Origin of the sequence: Roseovarius sp. ZX-A-9 (assembly GCF_028369135.1) — a bacterium.
Lineage (GTDB): Bacteria > Pseudomonadota > Alphaproteobacteria > Rhodobacterales > Rhodobacteraceae > Roseovarius.
In genome coordinates, this window is sequence record NZ_JAPWHW010000011.1 from 43,744 (window position 1) to 61,406 (window position 17,663).

General features: G+C 59.1%; 17 protein-coding genes. 14 read left to right on the forward strand and 3 right to left on the reverse strand.

Going from position 1 to position 17,663, the window contains the following annotated elements; genetic code table 11:
* Positions 1–14 precede the first annotated feature (14 nt).
* The 4 genes from O3306_RS12240 to O3306_RS12255 all read left to right on the forward strand — a co-directional run bounded on the left by O3306_RS12240 (position 15) and on the right by O3306_RS12255 (position 2,837).
* Positions 15–1,172, forward strand: a complete 1,158-nt coding sequence (locus O3306_RS12240; protein WP_272007644.1) for a M24 family metallopeptidase — start codon at positions 15–17, stop codon at positions 1,170–1,172.
* 3 nt (positions 1,173–1,175) lie between these two features.
* Positions 1,176–1,976 carry a carbon-nitrogen hydrolase family protein gene (locus O3306_RS12245; RefSeq protein WP_272007646.1) on the forward strand — a complete coding sequence of 267 codons (801 nt, stop codon included), beginning with the start codon at positions 1,176–1,178 and terminating at the stop codon, positions 1,974–1,976.
* Between the two features lie 304 nt (positions 1,977–2,280).
* Positions 2,281–2,526 carry a hypothetical protein gene (locus O3306_RS12250; protein ID WP_272007649.1) on the forward strand — a complete coding sequence of 82 codons (246 nt, stop codon included), beginning with the start codon at positions 2,281–2,283 and terminating at the stop codon, positions 2,524–2,526.
* Between the two features lie 35 nt (positions 2,527–2,561).
* A complete protein-coding gene (locus O3306_RS12255) occupies positions 2,562–2,837 on the forward strand; it encodes a CcdB family protein (RefSeq protein WP_272007651.1) in 276 nt (91 codons plus the stop codon).
* Between the two features lie 239 nt (positions 2,838–3,076).
* On the opposite strand, the gene O3306_RS12260 is transcribed toward O3306_RS12255, so the two are convergent.
* The 3 genes from O3306_RS12260 to O3306_RS12270 are packed head-to-tail and all read right to left on the reverse strand — an operon-like array spanning position 3,077 to position 5,551.
* Positions 3,077–3,898, reverse strand: a complete 822-nt coding sequence (locus O3306_RS12260) for an SDR family NAD(P)-dependent oxidoreductase (protein ID WP_272007654.1) — start codon at positions 3,896–3,898, stop codon at positions 3,077–3,079.
* A complete protein-coding gene (locus O3306_RS12265; RefSeq protein WP_334312351.1) occupies positions 3,865–4,764 on the reverse strand; it encodes a shikimate dehydrogenase family protein in 900 nt (299 codons plus the stop codon). The genes O3306_RS12260 and O3306_RS12265 overlap by 34 nt, the downstream gene beginning before the upstream one ends.
* Positions 4,676–5,551: a 2-hydroxy-3-oxopropionate reductase gene (locus tag O3306_RS12270; protein WP_272007655.1), complete on the reverse strand. Its 876-nt coding sequence runs from the start codon at positions 5,549–5,551 to the stop codon at positions 4,676–4,678. The genes O3306_RS12265 and O3306_RS12270 overlap by 89 nt, the downstream gene beginning before the upstream one ends.
* A 143-nt stretch (positions 5,552–5,694) precedes the next feature.
* Here O3306_RS12270 and O3306_RS12275 point away from each other — a divergent pair, with 143 nt between their 5' ends.
* From O3306_RS12275 to O3306_RS12320, 10 genes are all read left to right on the forward strand, one after another.
* Positions 5,695–6,462 (forward strand): HpcH/HpaI aldolase family protein, encoded by a 768-nt coding sequence (locus O3306_RS12275; RefSeq protein WP_272007658.1) that lies wholly within the window; start codon positions 5,695–5,697, stop codon positions 6,460–6,462.
* Positions 6,463–6,465: 3 nt separating this feature from the next.
* Complete coding sequence (locus O3306_RS12280) at positions 6,466–8,559, forward strand: hydantoinase/oxoprolinase family protein (RefSeq protein WP_272007661.1); 2,094 nt, start codon at positions 6,466–6,468, stop codon at positions 8,557–8,559.
* A complete protein-coding gene (locus O3306_RS12285; protein ID WP_272007663.1) occupies positions 8,556–10,220 on the forward strand; it encodes a hydantoinase B/oxoprolinase family protein in 1,665 nt (554 codons plus the stop codon). Before O3306_RS12280 ends, O3306_RS12285 begins: the two co-directional genes overlap by 4 nt.
* Positions 10,217–11,419 carry a pyridoxal phosphate-dependent aminotransferase gene (locus tag O3306_RS12290; RefSeq protein ID WP_272007666.1) on the forward strand — a complete coding sequence of 401 codons (1,203 nt, stop codon included), beginning with the start codon at positions 10,217–10,219 and terminating at the stop codon, positions 11,417–11,419. Before O3306_RS12285 ends, O3306_RS12290 begins: the two co-directional genes overlap by 4 nt.
* Before the next feature lie 12 nt (positions 11,420–11,431).
* A complete protein-coding gene (locus O3306_RS12295) occupies positions 11,432–12,235 on the forward strand; it encodes an NAD-dependent epimerase/dehydratase family protein (protein ID WP_272007668.1) in 804 nt (267 codons plus the stop codon).
* 2 nt (positions 12,236–12,237) lie between these two features.
* Positions 12,238–13,455 carry an NAD(P)/FAD-dependent oxidoreductase gene (locus O3306_RS12300; protein WP_272007670.1) on the forward strand — a complete coding sequence of 406 codons (1,218 nt, stop codon included), beginning with the start codon at positions 12,238–12,240 and terminating at the stop codon, positions 13,453–13,455.
* Positions 13,456–13,526: 71 nt separating this feature from the next.
* On the forward strand, positions 13,527–14,561 hold the full coding sequence (locus O3306_RS12305) for an amino acid ABC transporter substrate-binding protein (RefSeq protein ID WP_272007672.1): 1,035 nt from the start codon (positions 13,527–13,529) through the stop codon (positions 14,559–14,561).
* A 70-nt stretch (positions 14,562–14,631) separates the two neighbouring features.
* Positions 14,632–15,801 carry an amino acid ABC transporter permease gene (locus O3306_RS12310; protein WP_272007675.1) on the forward strand — a complete coding sequence of 390 codons (1,170 nt, stop codon included), beginning with the start codon at positions 14,632–14,634 and terminating at the stop codon, positions 15,799–15,801.
* An 11-nt stretch (positions 15,802–15,812) separates the two neighbouring features.
* Complete coding sequence (locus O3306_RS12315) at positions 15,813–16,889, forward strand: amino acid ABC transporter permease (protein WP_272007678.1); 1,077 nt, start codon at positions 15,813–15,815, stop codon at positions 16,887–16,889.
* Between the two features lie 9 nt (positions 16,890–16,898).
* Positions 16,899–17,648 carry an amino acid ABC transporter ATP-binding protein gene (locus O3306_RS12320; protein ID WP_272007680.1) on the forward strand — a complete coding sequence of 250 codons (750 nt, stop codon included), beginning with the start codon at positions 16,899–16,901 and terminating at the stop codon, positions 17,646–17,648.
* The last annotated feature ends 15 nt before the right edge of the window (positions 17,649–17,663 follow it).

A 17,663-nucleotide genomic window follows, 5' to 3' on the forward strand; every position in this document is an offset into this window, starting at 1 on the left:
GCAAGGACTAGACAATGCTCGAAGAAGCAAAAACAAGAACGTCAACTCTTCAGGCTCGCATGAAAGAACTGGGCATCGCGCAGGCTGTGTTCACCGACGAAAGCTCGATCGCCTATCTGGCGGGGTTCTGGGGGTATCTGGGTATCGAATTCGGTCGCCCCTCGATGTTGATCGTGCGGGCAGATGATGCGCCGGTGGTCATCACCCCACTGATGGAAAGCGAAATGGTCGCTGAAATGACCTGGGTCGAGGATGTGCGCTTCTGGGAGGACATGGGTCAGCGCAGCTGGGGCCGTGTCATGAGCGAAGTTCTGGGCGACAACCCCTCCGAGATCTGGATCGAGAAACCCTACGTGCCCGCGATTGTGCGCAATTATCTGGACGACGCTTATCCCGGCGTCGCGTTGAAAGATATCAGCCCCATCCTGGGCGCGCAGCGGATGATCAAATCACCGCTGGAAATCGAAGTCATGAAGCAGGCCGGGCAGATTGCAGGTGCGATGATGAAGGCGGCGCATGGGTCGCTGTCCATCGGTGGGCATGAATACGAAAGCGCGCTGGCCGTGATCGACGCAGGCACCCGCCGCGCGGCCGAGTTCCTGACCGCGAAAGGGTGGGAACGGTTCGTCTCGCCGATGATCCACAACCTTCAAATCCTGCAAAGCGGCAAGGATACGTCGATGGTGCATCGCCGCGCCTCGGTCAAACAATACGAGCGTGCGGACCCCGTCTATTTCTGCTTTTGCAACATGGCGCAGTTCAAGCAATACAAGCTCGGCTTTGACCGCATGTTCCACGTTGCCGAAGTCGACGATCAGGCGGCGCGTGTTCAACAGGCAGCCATCGACGCGCAACAAGCGGCCATCGCGGCGATCCGCCCCGGTGTTCTGGCCGAAGATATCGCAGCCGCAGCCAACGAAATCTATGCCGAGCGCGGCTATGAAACCGGGTATCGCACTGGCCGCTCCATCGGTGTTGCCTATCTTGAGGCGCCTGAGCTGAAAGCGGGCGACAAGACCGTGCTTCAGCCGGGCATGACCTTTGCCGTGGACGGGGGGATTTCGATTGATGGTGTGACTGCCGGCAGGATCGGGGATTCTGTTGTCGTCACGGAAACCGGGTTCGAGTACATCACCGAATACCCACGGGAACTGCTGGTCACAGAGGGCTAAATCATGACGGAAAAGTTCAGGCTTGGCGTTGCGCAATCCCCCGCAGATTTGGCGGGGCCGCGCGCGAGGATGGATTGGCTGGCCGGTGTATTGCGCGACACTCAGGGGCAGGGGATTGATCTGCTGCTGCTGCCTGAGCTTTTCCTGACCGGCTATAATGTCGGTGACAGGATCTATGACTGGGCCGAGCCATCGGACGGCCCATGCGCACAGGAAATCGCCGGAATGGCCAGAGAGTTTGGTCTGGCCATTCATTACGGCTACGCCGAGCGCGCCGATGGGGTGATATATGGTGCGGCGCAATGCTTTGGCCCCGATGGCACGCGGTTGGGTGGACATCGCAAGCTCATCCTGCCGCCTGGTTTTGAAAGAGATCACTTTGAGCCGGGGCAGGGATGCTCTGTTTTCGAGTATCGCGGAATCAAGATCGGCACTTTGATCTGTTATGATGCGGAGTTTCCAGAGACAGCGCGCCACGTTGCAACTATGGGCGCAGAACTGATCCTCGTGCCGACAGCCTTGGGCGCGCAATGGGGCTGGGTCAGCCGGACGCTCATTCCGGCGCGTGGGTTCGAGAATGGAGTTTTTCTGGCTTATGCGAACCAAGCGGGGACTGAAAATGGCATGGAATATCTGGGGTTGAGCTTCATCGCGGCGCCGAATGGCGAAGAACTGGCTCGCGCTGGTGCAGATCCGGAGATCTTGGTCGCCGATCTCGAGATTGCCCTCGTCGGAAAAGCGCAAGCGCGGCTTCCGTATTTGAAGGATCGCCAGCGTTTTAACCTCACGGCGGATTCTGCATAGATGGAAATGCAGGCGCTGGGCAGCTGTCCGGAAAATGTGGGCTAAAGCAAGGGTCACGTGTTGCTGGCAACTTGGCCTTGAAGCGTAACGACCAAGGTCGCCCGTGGGCCAGCCCCTGACGGTAAATGTTGATCAGATGTTGACGTTATCAGTTCTTGCGACGCTAAAGTGCAGGCAAACCTCTCGAAGATATCTTCGAGAGGTTTGCCCGACCAACGGCACTTGTGACATTTTTTTGTGTTGCTATATGTGTATCAATATGCACATCGGTATGCACAACAGTCCGTAGGAAAGGGAGGTCATCATGCCTTCACCGCTGAATATTCGTGACATTGGTCAAGATCGCAAGGCGGCCCTCGAATTGGAGGCGAAAGCCACAGGCAATTCTATTGCTGAGGTTGTTCGGGGCTGGATCGACGCTGGCATCGCACGGTCCAGAGCTGAGCGCGACCGGGCCGCTTGGATCGCGTCCGCTAAAGAAGGCATTGCTGATGAGAGCCGTCATCTCGAACAGAACGGACCCAGTCTCGCTCGATTCAGACAGGTTTGAGCGAGAGCGATATAATGCAAGGAAACATCCATCGCATGCGCGATGGCAACGAAATCGTGTGCCGTATTCAGACAGATCTCGGCATTGAGACACCCTATATTCTTTGTGCGCCGGTCTTCTCTCGCTCCGAATGGGGCGCCCTGATTCCAAAACTGCATATTCCCATACACTTGGAAGGTGTCCCGCACATCATAATCATGTCGCAGTTGGTTGCGATTCCGGGCACACAAATCGGTTCTGTGATTGGTGACGCGTCGGCCTGGCGCGACGAGATAGTCGCTGCCATAGATCTCTTGGTTTCTGGTTTTTAACCCACGAACAACCCATCAACATTTACCGACAGGGGCTGGGGCCCGTGGGCGCCCTTGTCTGAATGCGGCCGTCGCAATACTCGGCATCTGTAGCGATGTTTGATATCAGATCGGTGGAATGAATCAGCCGCCATGCGCCAAATCGAACGCACGAAAGCCCATGATATTGCGACGGCGTTCGTCCACGACTGGGGCGCACCCCTATCGTCGTCCCCTTGTCGATCTCACTTGATCTGCCTCTAGGTCTTGAAAGGGTTGCCTTGCAGGTAACTTGCGTAGGGGGCTTGCACCAACCAGCCTGCATCCACTGGCAGCGTCACACCGGTGATTGCAGCGGCCCGATCCGAGCATAGGAACTCCACTGCGTCAGCTACGTCACTTGGCTCAACAAAACGGCGCAACGCGGTTGTCGCCTTGATGGCGTCAGGGTTTCTTTCGCCGGCGGCGATCTTGGCCTTGAGCCCGTCCGACATAGTATATCCCGGCGCGACAGCGTTGACGCGGATGCCGTGGGGGCCAAGCTCTGCGGCGAGGATCTGGGTCAGCGCAAGAACAGCGTGTTTGCCGGGCGTGTAGGCGGGTAGGGACAGCGGCGCAAAGCTGGCGAGTGACCCGATATTGACGATCGCTCCACGCCCCTCATCGCGCATTATGCGCCCGACGGTCTGACAGGCCACCAATGTGCCGCGGTAGTTGGTTTTCCAGAGCGCCTCGTCCTCGTCCAGATCCTGATCAAGCACGCGCGTGCCGCTTTGCAGGATGCCGCCGCTGTTGACCAGAACATGCGGTGGCCCAAAGGCGGTTTGAGACTGCTCTGCCAAGGCCGCAACAGAGGCCGGGTCCGCCAGATCGGTCGCGACGAAGCGAGCGTCGCCGCCTGCATTGATGCAGGCCAGCGCTGTCTCTTCACCCCTCTTGGCATTACGACCGGAAATCGTGATGGCGGCGCCGCGCTCGGCAAAGCGCAGTGCGATTGCGCGCCCGATGCCAGACGTCGCGCCGGTGACGATGACGGACTGCTGCGCGCTCATCGCTTTGGCCCGTTCAGCACGTTCAGGCATTCGCTCATCGCCTTCATCTGACAGTCCATCATCGGCTGACCGTATTGCACCCGGCATCCCAACTCTTTCGCGTGGCGTAAAAGGGGCGTTTCGACCGGGTCCATAATGATATCCACCACGATCATGCTTGGCTGCAAACGGGTGACATCGACCGGCAGCGGATCATCTGGCTTCAACCCCATGGGCGTTGCGTTGATGATAATGTCATGCCCTTCCGGATCGGGCGCCGCAGCGCGAAGCGTACAGTCAGCAAAGGTCTGTTCGACCAAGCGCGCAAGATCCTCGGCACGGTTGGTGGCCGTGTCGCTGATGGTGACGGCCGCAGCGCCCGCTTCGGCAAGGCAATAGGCCAGAGATGCGCCCGCGCCGCCCGCACCCACCTGCAATATGCGGCGTCCCGCCACGTCAATGCCCGCCTCTGCCAGCCCATCCATGAAGCCGACGCCGTCGAAATTATCTGCGTGCCATTGCCCGTCCGGGCCGCGCACCACGGTGTTGGCCGCGCCGACCCGTGCCGCGCGTGGGTGGGCCGTCGCGCATTTTTCGAACACGCGCTGCTTGTATGGGACCGAGATGATCATGCCCTTGAGGTTCTCCATCGCGCTGAGGCCCGCCCAGAAGACATCGAAATCCTCGGGGCGGCACGTGACGGGCACCATCAGGCTGTCGAGGCCCTGTTCCTCCATCAGCGCGTTGAACATGCCGGGCGATTTTGCATGTGCAACGGGATGTGCGAGCATTACGAATACATCGGCTTTGCCGGTTCCACGCATAGTCTTATCCAATCTCATGGTTGGCCAAGCGTTCGAGCGCACGGACCAGGCCGGAATGGTCTGCATCCTCCTCGCCCTGTGCGGCGCAAGCATTCATCAATTCCTGGGTGTTGGCGGTATTGGGCAGTGCGACATTTAGCACGCGGGCGCTTTGCAGCGCCAGGTTCAGATCTTTCTGGTGCAGCTTTAATCGGAAGCCGGGGGCAAATGTACGCTCAATCATCCGTTCGCCATGAATCTCCAGAATTTTACTCGATGCGAACCCACCCATGAGGGCCTGGCGCACTTTGGCCGGATCGCAGCCCGCTTTGCTGGCAAAGACCAGCGCTTCGCTGACAGCTTCTATGTTGAGTGCAACGATGATTTGGTTGGCAATCTTGCAGGTCTGCCCAGCGCCGGGAGTTTCCCCGACAAGAGTGATGTTTTTGCCCATCACCTCGAACAGCGGCAGCGCACGCGCGAACGCGGCCTTGCTGCCGCCGCACATGATGGTCAGTGCGGCGTTCTTTGCTCCGATTTCACCACCGGACACTGGCGCATCGACATAGTCGACGCCTTTGTCGGCAAAACTCTTGGCCATTTCAGCCGTTTCTATCGGGCTGATCGAGCTCATGTCGATCATCAGCTTGCCACTTTCCATCCCCTCGAGAACGCCGCCTTCGGCCATCAGGACACGCTCAACATCTGGTGTGTCTGGCAGGATGGTGATGACGACTTCACTGGCGCGGGCCACGTCGGCGGGGCTGTCCAGCACGTCGGCCTTCAGGTCGGCGGGCAGGGGAGAACGGTGAAGTGTTGTGAAGATGTCATGCCCGGCATTGTGCAGATTGCGGGCCATTGGCGCCCCCATGACGCCCAATCCGATGAAACCTATGCGCATAGATTTTGTCCTTTCTGTCCGGCTTGCGCGCGCCGTTCGGCGCAGGCGTGAAAATTGGTCAAATCACCTCTGGACATGTAGACATCATACATCATACAAATACAAGTGCCCGTTGCGAACGGATCGAATTTGCGGAGGACAGGATGCAGGAACGTGCGAACAGCGTGAAGAAAGGGCTGGCGGAAGGCCGGGTGCAATTGGGGCTTTGGTGTTCGCTCGGGTCCGCGCTGGTAACCGAGATCATGGCCGGATCGGGCTGTGACTGGCTGCTCATCGACGGCGAACATAGCCCGAACGATCTGCTCAGCATCGTGGCGCAGTTGCAGGCGGTTGGCGGTCACCCAATTGAGCCATGCGTGCGTCTGCCCGAGGAAAACGCGACCTTGATAAAGCAATTCATGGACGCCGGCGCCCGGAGTCTGATGATCCCGAATGTGCGCGATGCCGAGCAGGCCAGGCGAATCGTCGCCGCCACGCGCTACGCGCCCGAAGGTATTCGCGGCTTTTCCACCGGGCATCGGGCGAACCAGTTTGGCCGCATCAAGGAATATCACCGGAACGCCCATCTGAACCAGATGCTGATCTTGCAAATCGAATGCGAGGAGGGCGTCAAGAACGCCGCCGAGATTGCCGCGGTCGATGGCGTTGATGTGCTGTTTGTCGGGCCGGGCGACCTGTCGACCAATATGGGCGCTATGCACAATGCAAGCGCCGAACATGTACAGCAGGCGATTGCCAGCGTGCTGAAGGCGGCCAAATCGGCAGGCAAGGCGGCGGGCATCCTTGCCCCGGTGCATGCCGATGCCGAGCGGTACATCGCGGACGGTTTCACCTTCGTCTCGGTGGGGGCCGATCTGGGGCTGGTTGCGCGCGGCTCCGATGCGTTGATCGCACATTTCAAGAGGGGTTGACGAATGGCTCATCAGGGACAGCCCGTTCGCGTAGGCGTCGATATCGGCGGCACCTTTACCGACGTCGCGATGGAGATCGGCGACCAATTGCATTCAACCAAGGTGCTGACGAACTATACTGCGCCCGAACAGGCAATTCTGGACGGTGTGACGCGCGTGGCTCAGAATGCTGGCATCGCTTTGGGTGAGATTGACCTCATCATCCACGGGACGACGCTGGCCACGAATGCGCTGATCGCGCGTAAGGGTGCCAAGACGGCTTTTCTGACGACAAAGGGTTTTCGTGATGTCATTGAGATGCGCACCGAAAACCGGTTTGAGCAGTATGATCTGAACATCGTCCTGCCGCCGCCTCTGATCGAACGCGACAGCCGCTATGTCGTTGCGGGTCGCATCGCGGCATCGGGCCGCGAATTGGAGCCGCTGGACGAAGACGGCGTTGCCGAGTTTGCGCGCGAGGCCGTTTGCAAAGGCTACGAGAGCGTCGCGGTGGGCCTTATCCACTCCTACGTCAATCCCGTTCACGAGCAGCGCGCAAGAGAGATTATCGCCGCGCATGGGCCTGATCTGAGCGTGTCGATCTCCTCTGAGGTGTCGCCGCAGATGCGCGAATTCGAGCGTTTCAATACCGTTTGCTCCAACGCTTTCGTCAAACCGCTCATGGCCAGCTATCTGGGGCGTCTGATCGAGCGTCTGAAAGCCTTGGGCACCGATTGCCCGGTTTTCATGATCCATTCGGGTGGCGGCCTGATCTCGGTCGAAACTGCCGCCGCATTTCCGGTGCGGCTGCTGGAATCCGGCCCGGCGGGCGGTGCGATCTATGCCGCCGACGTGGCCGCGCGTCATGGTCTGAAGCGGATATTGTCCTACGACATGGGTGGCACCACGGCCAAGATTTGCCTTGTCGAGGATTTCACCCCCAAGACCGCCAGGACATTCGAAGTGGCACGCACCTATCGCTTCAAGAAGGGATCGGGCATGCCAATTTCGATCCCCGTCATCGAAATGGTCGAGATCGGCGCAGGGGGCGGATCGCTCGCCCATGTGGATGGCATGCGCCAGATCCGTGTAGGCCCCGAAAGCGCAGGGTCCGAACCGGGACCGGCCTGCTATGGTCAAGGCGGTACGCGCCCGGCGGTGACCGACGCCGATCTGGTTCTGGGTAAGCTGGACCCTGACAATTTCGCCGGCGGGCAAATCACCCTCTCGGTCGAAGCGGCTGAAACCGCGCTCAAGGAGCATGTCGGCAATACCCTGAATATGGACCCGCAAAAGGCCGCCGTCGGAGTGGTCGAGGTTGTCGATGAAAGCATGGCTGCCGCCGCCCGCGCCCATGCGGTCGAAAACGGCAAGGAACTGGGCGAGTTTACCATGATCGCCTATGGCGGCGCAGCCCCCTTGCATGCCAATCGCCTGTGCGAAAAGCTGGGTATCGACAGTCTGATGATCCCACCGGGGGCGGGTGTCGGCTCGGCCATCGGATTTCTGCGCGCGCCCTTCGGGTACGAGGCCGTGCGCGGCGCCTATACCCGGCTTGGGCAGTTCGACGCGGCCTATGTCAACGACGTGCTGGACGGTCTGCAATCCGAGGCGGTCGCGATTACCCGTGAGGGTGGCAGCGACATCGCACCCGTAGTCGAGCGCAAGGCCTACATGCGCTATGTCGGGCAAGGTTGGGAAATCCCGGTGGTGCTGCCGAACGAGGTACTCGGCGCGGACGGAGCGAGCGCCTTGCGCGCATTGTTCGAGGCTGAATATCGTCGCCTCTTCGGTGCGCTTCTGGACGGGCTGGATATCGAAGTGATGAACTGGTCGGTGCGCGCGTCGTCCGAAGTGACCCCGCCCGCGCCGGTCACCAAGGTCGCAGATATCGGAGCCGCACGCTCGGACGCTGCGCGTGCTATCTTCGATGCCAAAAATTCGGCCTTTCTTGACGCGCAGATCGTGAACCGCGCCGATATGGCGCCTGGTGCCCATGTCGACGGCCCTGCTGCCATCGTCGAGGACGAGACAACAACCATCGTGACCAATGCCTACCGAGCGACGATGTGCGCCGATGGCTGTCTTCTGGTCCGCAAGAAGGAAGCAGGCGCATGAGCACCGATGATTTCCGCGACGTGCATTTTCAGATCATGTGGAACCGCCTGATCTCGGTCGTCGAAGAGCAGGCGTTGACTCTGATCCGCACAGCTTTCTCCACTTCGGTGCGCGAGGCAGGGGATCTATCGGCAGGCGTGTTCGACGCCACCGGCAAGATGCTGGCACAGGCCGTCACCGGCACGCCCGGCCACGTCAACGCGATGGCCGCCGCCGTGGTGAACTTCATCGAAGCCATCGGCGAGGACAACATCTTCGAGGGCGACGTTTACATCACCAACGACCCGTGGAAGGGCACGGGACACTTGCTGGATTTCACTTTCGTCACGCCATCATTTCGCGGTGGAAAACTGGTCGGATACTTCGCCTGCACGGCGCATGTAGTCGACGTGGGCGGGCGCGGCTTTGGTCCGGATGCGAACGAGGTTTATGAAGAGGGGATATTCATCCCCATCATGAAATTTGCCGAAGCTGGCAAGGTCGATCAAAAGCTGATCCACCTCATGCGCCACAATATCCGCGAGGCCGATCAGGTGATTGGTGATCTCTACTCGCTGGCGGCATGCAATCTGATTGGGCACCAGCGTCTGATGTCCATGATGGACGAATTCGGGCTCGACCGCCTGGACGAGTTGCGCGATTTCATCTTTGAAAACAGCCGCCGCGCCACGCTGGAGAAGCTGGCGGATCTTCCGGCCGGTTCTTACGACAATGCCATGACCGTCGATGGTTATGGCGCACCGGTGCACATGAAGGTGCGGCTGGATGTGTCCAAGGATGGTGTCCACGCTGATTTTGACGGTACTTCGGGGCAGAGCGATCTGGGCATCAACGTGCCGCTGATCTACACAATGGCCTATTGCGGCTATGGTCTGAAATGTGCGCTGTCGCCGGAAATTCCCAACAATCACGCTTCGTTGGAGCCGTTCACCGTTTCGGCGCCAGAGGGCTGTATCCTGAATGCGCAGCATCCCGCGCCGGTGCAGGTGCGCCATGTCCTGGGCCATTTCATTCCTGACACCGTGCTGGGCGCCGTGTCGAAATTCCTGCCTGATCTGGCGCCTGCCGAAGGGGCGAGCGCGCTTTGGAACATCCAGATTTCCGCCCGGCCCATTCCGGGCGCGCAATCTGTACTGGGAGAGCCGCAGCGCAGCGCCGAGATCCTGATGTTCAACTCAGGTGGTTCGGGCGCGCGGCCGACACTCGACGGGCTGAACGCCACTGCGTTTCCCTCGGGCGTGCATGCCATGTCTGTTGAGGCGACCGAGCATACCGGGCCGATCACCGTCTGGCGCAAGGAATTTCGCGAGGGATCAGGTGGCGCGGGCCGTCAGCGCGGTGGCCTGGGTCAGATCGTCGAGATCAAGGCCGCCGAGGGCCATGAATTCTACATAAAGGCGATGTTTGACCGGGTTGAAAACCCCGCACGCGGACGTTTTGGCGGCCGGTCGGGCGCACCGGGTGCGGTGCATTTGGACGACGGCACAAAGATGCGGGCCAAGGGGCGCCAGAAAGTGCCTTCGGACCGGTTGTTGGTACTGGAAATGCCTGGTGGTGGTGGCTTTGGCGATCCGACCGAGCGGAGCGCCTACGCGGTCAAGCGCGATATCAGGCTGGGCTATCTTTCCGCCGAGCAAGCGGAGAAGGAGTATGGAAAATGAGCTTTGAATCCAGTCGCGCCAAGCTGATCAAGCCCTCTCCGGCGATCACGATTTCAACCGCAGCCAAGGCAATGAAGGCCGAAGGTTTGCCCGTCATCGACCTGTCCATCGGCGAGCCGGATTTCGGTACGCCCGACAACGTGATCGAGGCCGCATATGCCGCGATGAAGCGCGGTGAGACGCGCTATACCGCGCCCGACGGCACACCCGCGCTGAAGGATGCGGTGATCGAGAAGTTTCGCCGCGAGAACGGCCTGAAATTCGAGCGGGCCAACATCTCTTGCGGCAACGGTGCGAAACAGATCCTCTTTAACGCGCTGATGGCGACGATCGAGCCGGGCGACGAGGTGATCTGCCCCGCGCCCTACTGGATCTCCTACACCGACATGACGCTGCTGGTCGGAGGCACGCCAAAGATCGTCGAATGTGCTCAGGAGGATGAGTTCAAGCTGACCCCGGCAGCGCTGGAGGCAGCAATCACCAACAAGACGCGCTGGTTGTTCCTCAACTCGCCGTCGAATCCGTCGGGCGTGACCTACACGCGCGAAGAACTGGCCGCCTTGGGCACCGTTCTGGCCCGCCATCCTCGCGTTCTGATCATGTCAGACGAGATTTACGAGCAGATCTATTATGCCGACACGCCCTTTTGTTCCTTCGGGATAGCGTGTCCCGAACTGGCAGACCGCACCGTCATAGCCAATGGCGTGGCCAAGGCATATGCGATGACCGGCTGGCGGATCGGCTACGCCGCTGCGCCTGTAGCCCTCGCGCGGGTGATGTCGAAAATCCAGTCGCAATCCACCTCCAACCCCTGCTCGATCAGTCAGGCTGCCGCCATCGAGGCGCTGACGGGCCCGCAGGATTTTGTCGATACCGCCCGCGCCACCTATCGCGAACGTCGCGATCTGATCGTGACGGGCCTGCGCGCCATCGACGGTGTTGAAGTGGTCGAACCTTCGGGCGCCTTCTACGCCTATCCCAGCCTTGCCGCGTTCATCGGTCGACGCGGCCCGGATGGCACGGTGATGGCGGATGACTCGGACCTGACCCGCTACATCCTGGACGCGGCGATGGTCGCGGGTGTGCAAGGCGCGGCCTTTGGCCTGTCGCCGCATATCCGGCTGTCTTACGCGGCCTCCACGGACGATCTGAAAACCGCGCTGGAGCGTCTGAAAGATGCTCTTGGCGCACTGAAATAAAGGAAAAATCCCATGGATAAACTGGGTCGCATTCTGCTGACTGGTGCTTCTGGTGGCCTCGGTACCTTGCTGCGCAAGGAAATCGCGAAACACTGCAATACTCTGCGGCTGACGAACCGTCACGATATGGGCGTCGCGGCCGAAAACGAGGAGATCGTGCTGTGCGATCTCGCCGACGCCGACGCGGTGATGGAGTTGACCCGAGATGTGGATATGGTGATCCACATGGGCGGAGTCGGGCGCGAAAGTACCTTCGAAGCGATTTTGCAGTCCAACTACGTCGGGTTCTACAACCTTTACGAAGGGTGCCGCAAAAACGGCGTCAAGCGCGTGATCTGGGGCAGCTCGAACCATGCGATCGGGTTTTACCCGCGCACGCAACGCATTGATGCATCCGTTACGCCGCGCCCAGACAGCAACTATGGCGTGTCCAAGGTCTATGGCGAAGGCATGGCGCAGTATTACTGGGACAAATTCGGACTCGAGAGCGTCTCGATCCGCATCGGTTCGTGCTTTCCCAAGCCAGTGGATCGCCGGATGCTGACCACGTGGCTCAGCTACCCGGATTTCGTGCACTTGACCGAATGCTGCCTCGCTGCGCCGCGCGTCGAGCATACCATCGTTTACGGCGTTTCGGACAATGACAGCCAGCTCTGGGACAATCACATGGCCGCGCATCTGGGCTATCGCCCCAAGGACAACGCGGAAATCTATCGCGAAGAAATCGAAGCATCGACGAAACCTTACGATCGTGATGACCTTACCATTGCCGTGCATGGTGGCGGTTTCGCCGCTGCGGGCCATTTCGAGGACTAGCTATGGCAATTCCGCCGTATAAATCCCCCCGTGCTGCCAGTTATGACGTCGTTATCGTCGGCGGCGCCGTCATCGGGTCATCCATTGCCTATTGGCTGACCGAGAATGACGGCTTCGACGGCTCGATCCTGGTGGTCGAACGCGACAGCAGCTACGAATTTTCCTCGACCGCACTGTCGACCAGCGCGATCAGGCTGCAATACTCGAACCCGATCAACATCCAAATCAGCCAGTTCGGCGCTGAATTCATCGAATCCTTCCAGGATCGAATGCGGAAATATTATCCGGATGAGCCAGCACCGGACCTGGGGTTCAAGCAGAATGGCTATCTCTACTGCACTTCCCCCGAGGGTGCCGAGGCCGCGCGCGAACGTGTCGCGCTGCAACGCGAATGGGGGGCGCATACGGTGTTTCTGGAACCGGGGCCGCTGAAGGATCAATTCCCGTGGCTCAATGTTGATGATCTGGGCGGCGCGTCATGGGGCACCAAATCCGAAGGGTGGTTCGATTCCGTCGGGCTGATGAACGGGTTCAGGCGCGCAGCGCGTCACAATGGGGCCGAATACATCGACAACCAGGTGATATCGCTCGGCCGCGTCGGGGATCGGATGACTTCGGTCACGCTGAAAACTGGCGAGACGGTGAATTGCGGGGTTGTGGTCAATGCCGCCGGCCCGCGTGCATCCGTGGTGGCGGGTATGGCGAATCTCAGCATCCCGGTAGAGCCGCGCAAACGGCACAGCTTTGTTTTTGCCAGCAACACGCCGATTCCCGGCCGGATGCCCAACGTGATCGACATGAGTGGCACCTTTGTGCGCCCTGAGCAGCAATTGTTTCTGGCGGGCAACACGCCAACGCCGGATGGCCCCGCCGACACCGAGGATTTCGAGACGAAACATGACGAATTCGAGGACTACATCTGGCCCGCGCTCTATAATCGCATCCCCCAGTTTGATGCGCTGAAGGTGCGGCAATTCTGGACCGGCCATTACGCGTATAACACGTTGGATCATAATGCAATTATCGGGTTTCATCCGATCGTCTCGAATTTCATGTTTGCGAACGGATTTTCAGGCCACGGATTGCAACAATCCCCTGCGGTGGGGCGCGGAGTGGCCGAGCTGATTGTCCATGGTTCGTATCAGACGCTGGACCTCGGCCCGCTGTCCTATGAGCGGGTCGAAAAAGGGGAGCCATTCCTGGAAGAAGCAGTCATATGATGATTGCCAGTTTGGTCGTAATATGTATGATATATGATGACTTTAAGAGAGAAGCAGAGGAGGAGAAATAAATGAAGAAGATAATGGGAGTTCTGGGTGCGGGTGCGCTGGCAGCAGCGGCATTTACCGGGCCAGCGCTGGCAGATGCCGGACCGACCTTGAAAGAAGTGCAAGAGCGCGGAACGCTGAATTGCACCGGCCACAACGGGTCTTTCCTTGGGTTTGCCGAGGTGGACGACAATGGCAACTGGAGAGGTCTCGACATCGATTTGTGCCGGGCAGTAGCGGTCGCGATTTTCGGCGATGACGAGTCGCTCAACATTGTGCCGGTCAGTTGGGCCCAACGTTGGCCATCGTTGCAGTCGGGTGACATCGATGTGGTCATCAAGGCGTCGGGCGGTACGTTCAGCCGAGACACCGAATTGGGTCTGCAATTCTCACGCCCCTATTATCTGGGGACGACCGTGGTCATGGTTCACAAGGATTTGGGCGTGGAGCAATTCACCGACCTTGATGGCGGTTCTGTCTGCATTCCTGCCGGCACCACGATCGAACGTCAGGTCGCGGCCTATGCTGACCGTACTGGAATCAAACTGGAGGCTGTAACCTTCGAGAAGACCGAGGAACTGCGCGAGGCGTATTTCTCGAAACGCTGCGATGCTTATGCGCAGTGGGGTCCGACCGTTGGCATCGCGCGCTCGGTATCGGACAATCCAGACGGGCATGTGATCCTTGATGATGTGCTGGCGCTGGAGCCTGAAGTTGCAATCATGCGCCAGGGCGACGACCAGTGGGTCGATGTGATCAACTGGGTCTTTTCCGCGCTTTGGTTCGCCGAGCAGGAGGGGATCAACTCTGGCAATGTGGACGAGATGAAGGCCAATCCGGCGACGACCGAGGTCGGCAAACTTCTGGGAGTGACGCCGGGCGTCGGCGGGCCGTTGGGGCTGTCGGATGATTGGGCTTACAATGTCATCAAGACCGTCGGCAACTACGGTGAGATCTTTGACCGCAATATCGGTGAGAAATCCGATTACGGTATGCCACGGGGCCTGAACAACCTGTGGAACGAAGGCGGCATCCACTACCCGATGGTTTTCGACTGATCCATACTGAATGCGGCCCTGATCCCGAGCGGTCGGGGCCGCATGATTATCCCAATGGCCGGATACGAAAATGCTGTCTGCCTGGAACAATATAAAGCTGCGCAACGCGATGTTGCAGATCATCTATGTCGGCGGTTTCGTCGCGGTGATCGCAACGCTGATCGTGATGGGGCGCACAAACCTGCAAGCGCAGGGGATCATCTCGGGTTTTGATTTCCTGTGGAAATCGACTGGCTGGGATGTCAACTTTTCGTTGATCGATTTCTCTGCGCGCGATCCTTACTGGCTGGTGCTGGTGGTGGGTATCCTCAACACGTTGTTCTTGGGGACGATCGGCCTTGTGCTGGCCACGGTGATTGGCGTCATCATTGGTATGGCGCGCACCACCGAAAACGACCTCGCACGTCTTTTGGGGGCCATCTATGTCGAGGTCTTTCGTAACATCCCGCTCATCGTGCAGGTGTTTTTCTGGTATGCCATCGTCACCCGTTTTCCGGGGCCACGTCAGGCAATCAACCTGGCCGACAGCTTTTTTCTGTCCAGTCGGGGCCTTTACGGGCCGGGGCTGAACATCACCGGTCTGTCGGCGTTCCTGGGTATTGTTGCCTTCCTGGCAGGGCTGGGCGTGATCATCTGGATCAGTGCCGCCCAAAGGTTTCGCCGTATGGATCCCGCGCGCAAGACGCGCCTGCGCTGGCTGATCCTTTTGGGGGCGTTCATCGTCAGCTTGGTCATTTTCTGGATTGGGCGCATTCCTGACACCTCGTTGGTCAGTATGCCCGCCCTCAAGGGGTTGAACTTTCGCGGCGGTATCCGCATCTCGACCGAGCTGTCGGCGATGGCGATTTCGATCGCAATATATGGCGGTGCCTATATCGCCGAGATCGTGCGCGGCGGGTTCAATTCGGTTGGGCGTGGCCAGATCGAGGCGGCGAAATCCGTCGGACTGACAAAGTGGCAAGTCTTCAGCCGAGTGCGGTTTCCGCTGGCTCTTCGTGCGATGCTGCCAATCCTGACGAACCAATATGTGTGGCTTATCAAGGCGACAACTATGGGTATCGCCATCGGGTTTGCGGATTTCTTTATGGTCGTGTCGACTGCGATTAACCAGTCGGGCCAGACGCTGGAGCTGCTGGGGATCCTGATGGGCGGCTTCCTGGTCATCAATTTCTCGCTTGCGGCGATCCTGAACAGGATCAACCGCGCCATCGCCCTCAAGGGCAATCAACTGAGAAGCTGAGGGGGATTGCGATGGCCATGACAGGCGAGATGGGGCGACTGGGCCTATTGGCGACCCTGCGAGAGAAGTACTTCTCTTCGCTGGGCAACGCCGCGTTGTCGATCATCTGCTTTTCCATACTGGCGCTGATCGTCTGGAAGTTTTTCGATTGGGCGATCCTGTCAGCGGTGTTTTCGGCCGCGAATGGCCCCGAGGCGTGCAAGGCAACCGATGGTGCCTGTTGGGCCGTGATCGACGCGCGCTGGCGGTTGATCCTCTTCGGTCTTTATCCGCACGAGGAACACTGGCGTTCGGCGTTGGCCTGCGGTGTCGTGGTGGTGATGACTGTCCTGAGTTGCCTGCCCTACTTCTGGAACGGGCGGTCCATTTCCGTCATCTGGATCGGCGGTTTCCTCGCTTTTTACTTTCTGATGAAGGGGGGCATTCTTGGGATGCCCGTGGTGGATGAGCAGAGCTGGGGTGGGCTTTCGCTAACTGTGTTCATCTTCGTGACGACCGTGCTGGTGGGCACGCCGCTGTCCATCCTGCTAGCTCTTCTGCGCCGCTCCGAGCTGCCTTGGATTTCGGCTCTGACCGGTATTGTCATCGATAGCGTGCGCTCGCTTCCGCTGCTGACGATCCTCTTTGCCTTCGCGGTCGTGCTGCCATTCTTGCTGCCTGACTGGGCATCGGGGGACAAGCTGTACCGCGCGATCTTTGGCTCGGCGCTGTTCTTTGCTGCCTACCAGGCCGAGATCATCCGCGGTGGCATGCAAGGCGTGCCGACGGGGCAAGAGGAAGCGGCGAAATCTCTTGGCATCCGCTATCGTCACCGCATTCAGCGCATCCTTTTGCCGCAAGCGTTCAAGAATGCCCTGCCTGCAACGATCAACCAGTTTGTCATCACCTTCAAGGAAACGTCGCTGTTCATCATCATCGGCTTTTTCGAAATCCTTGCCTCGGGCAACGCGGCCTATGGCACCGGCAACTGGACCTTCGCCTTTGTTGAAGTCTACGCCTTCATCGCCATGATTTACTTTGTCTTCGTCTTTTCGCTGTCGCGCTATGGCGCGTTTCTTGAGCGGCGGATGGACGTTGGCGACCATTAGGACACACTCATGACAAAAACAGCCGAACCGGCCATCACCATCCGCAGCATGAACAAGTTCTACGGCAGTTTTCATGCGCTGAAGAACATCGATTTGACCGTCCAGCACGGTGAGCGGATCGTGATCTGTGGTCCATCCGGGTCGGGGAAGTCGACCCTGATCCGCTGTATCAATCATCTTGAGGCACATCAGAGCGGTAACATCACCGTTCTGGGCAAAGCGCTGGACAATAACATTCTCCACATCGACGAAATCCGTCGCGACGTGGGCATGGTATTTCAGCATTTCAATCTCTTCCCGCATATGACTGTTCTGGAAAACTGCGTGCTGGCTCCGATGCTGGTGCGCAAATGGCCCCGCGCCAAGGCTGAAGAACTGGCAATGCAATACCTGGAAAAGGTCAAGATTCCCGAGCAGGCCGAAAAATTTCCTGGCCAATTGTCAGGTGGGCAGCAACAGCGCGTCGCAATCGCCCGCTCGCTCAGTATGCAGCCCAAAGTGCTGCTGTTTGACGAGCCCACATCGGCGCTGGATCCGGAAATGATCTCGGAGGTGCTGGATGTCATGGTGGCGCTGGCGAAAGACGGCATGACGATGCTCTGCGTGACGCATGAGATGGGGTTCGCACGACAGGTGGCTGATCGGGTGATCTTTATGGATCAGGGCGAGATCATCGAACAGAATCCGCCCGAGGAATTCTTTGGCAATCCACAGAACGAACGGACCCAGAAATTCCTGTCGCAGATTTTGGGACATTAAGGCGCTTCTGGTCCG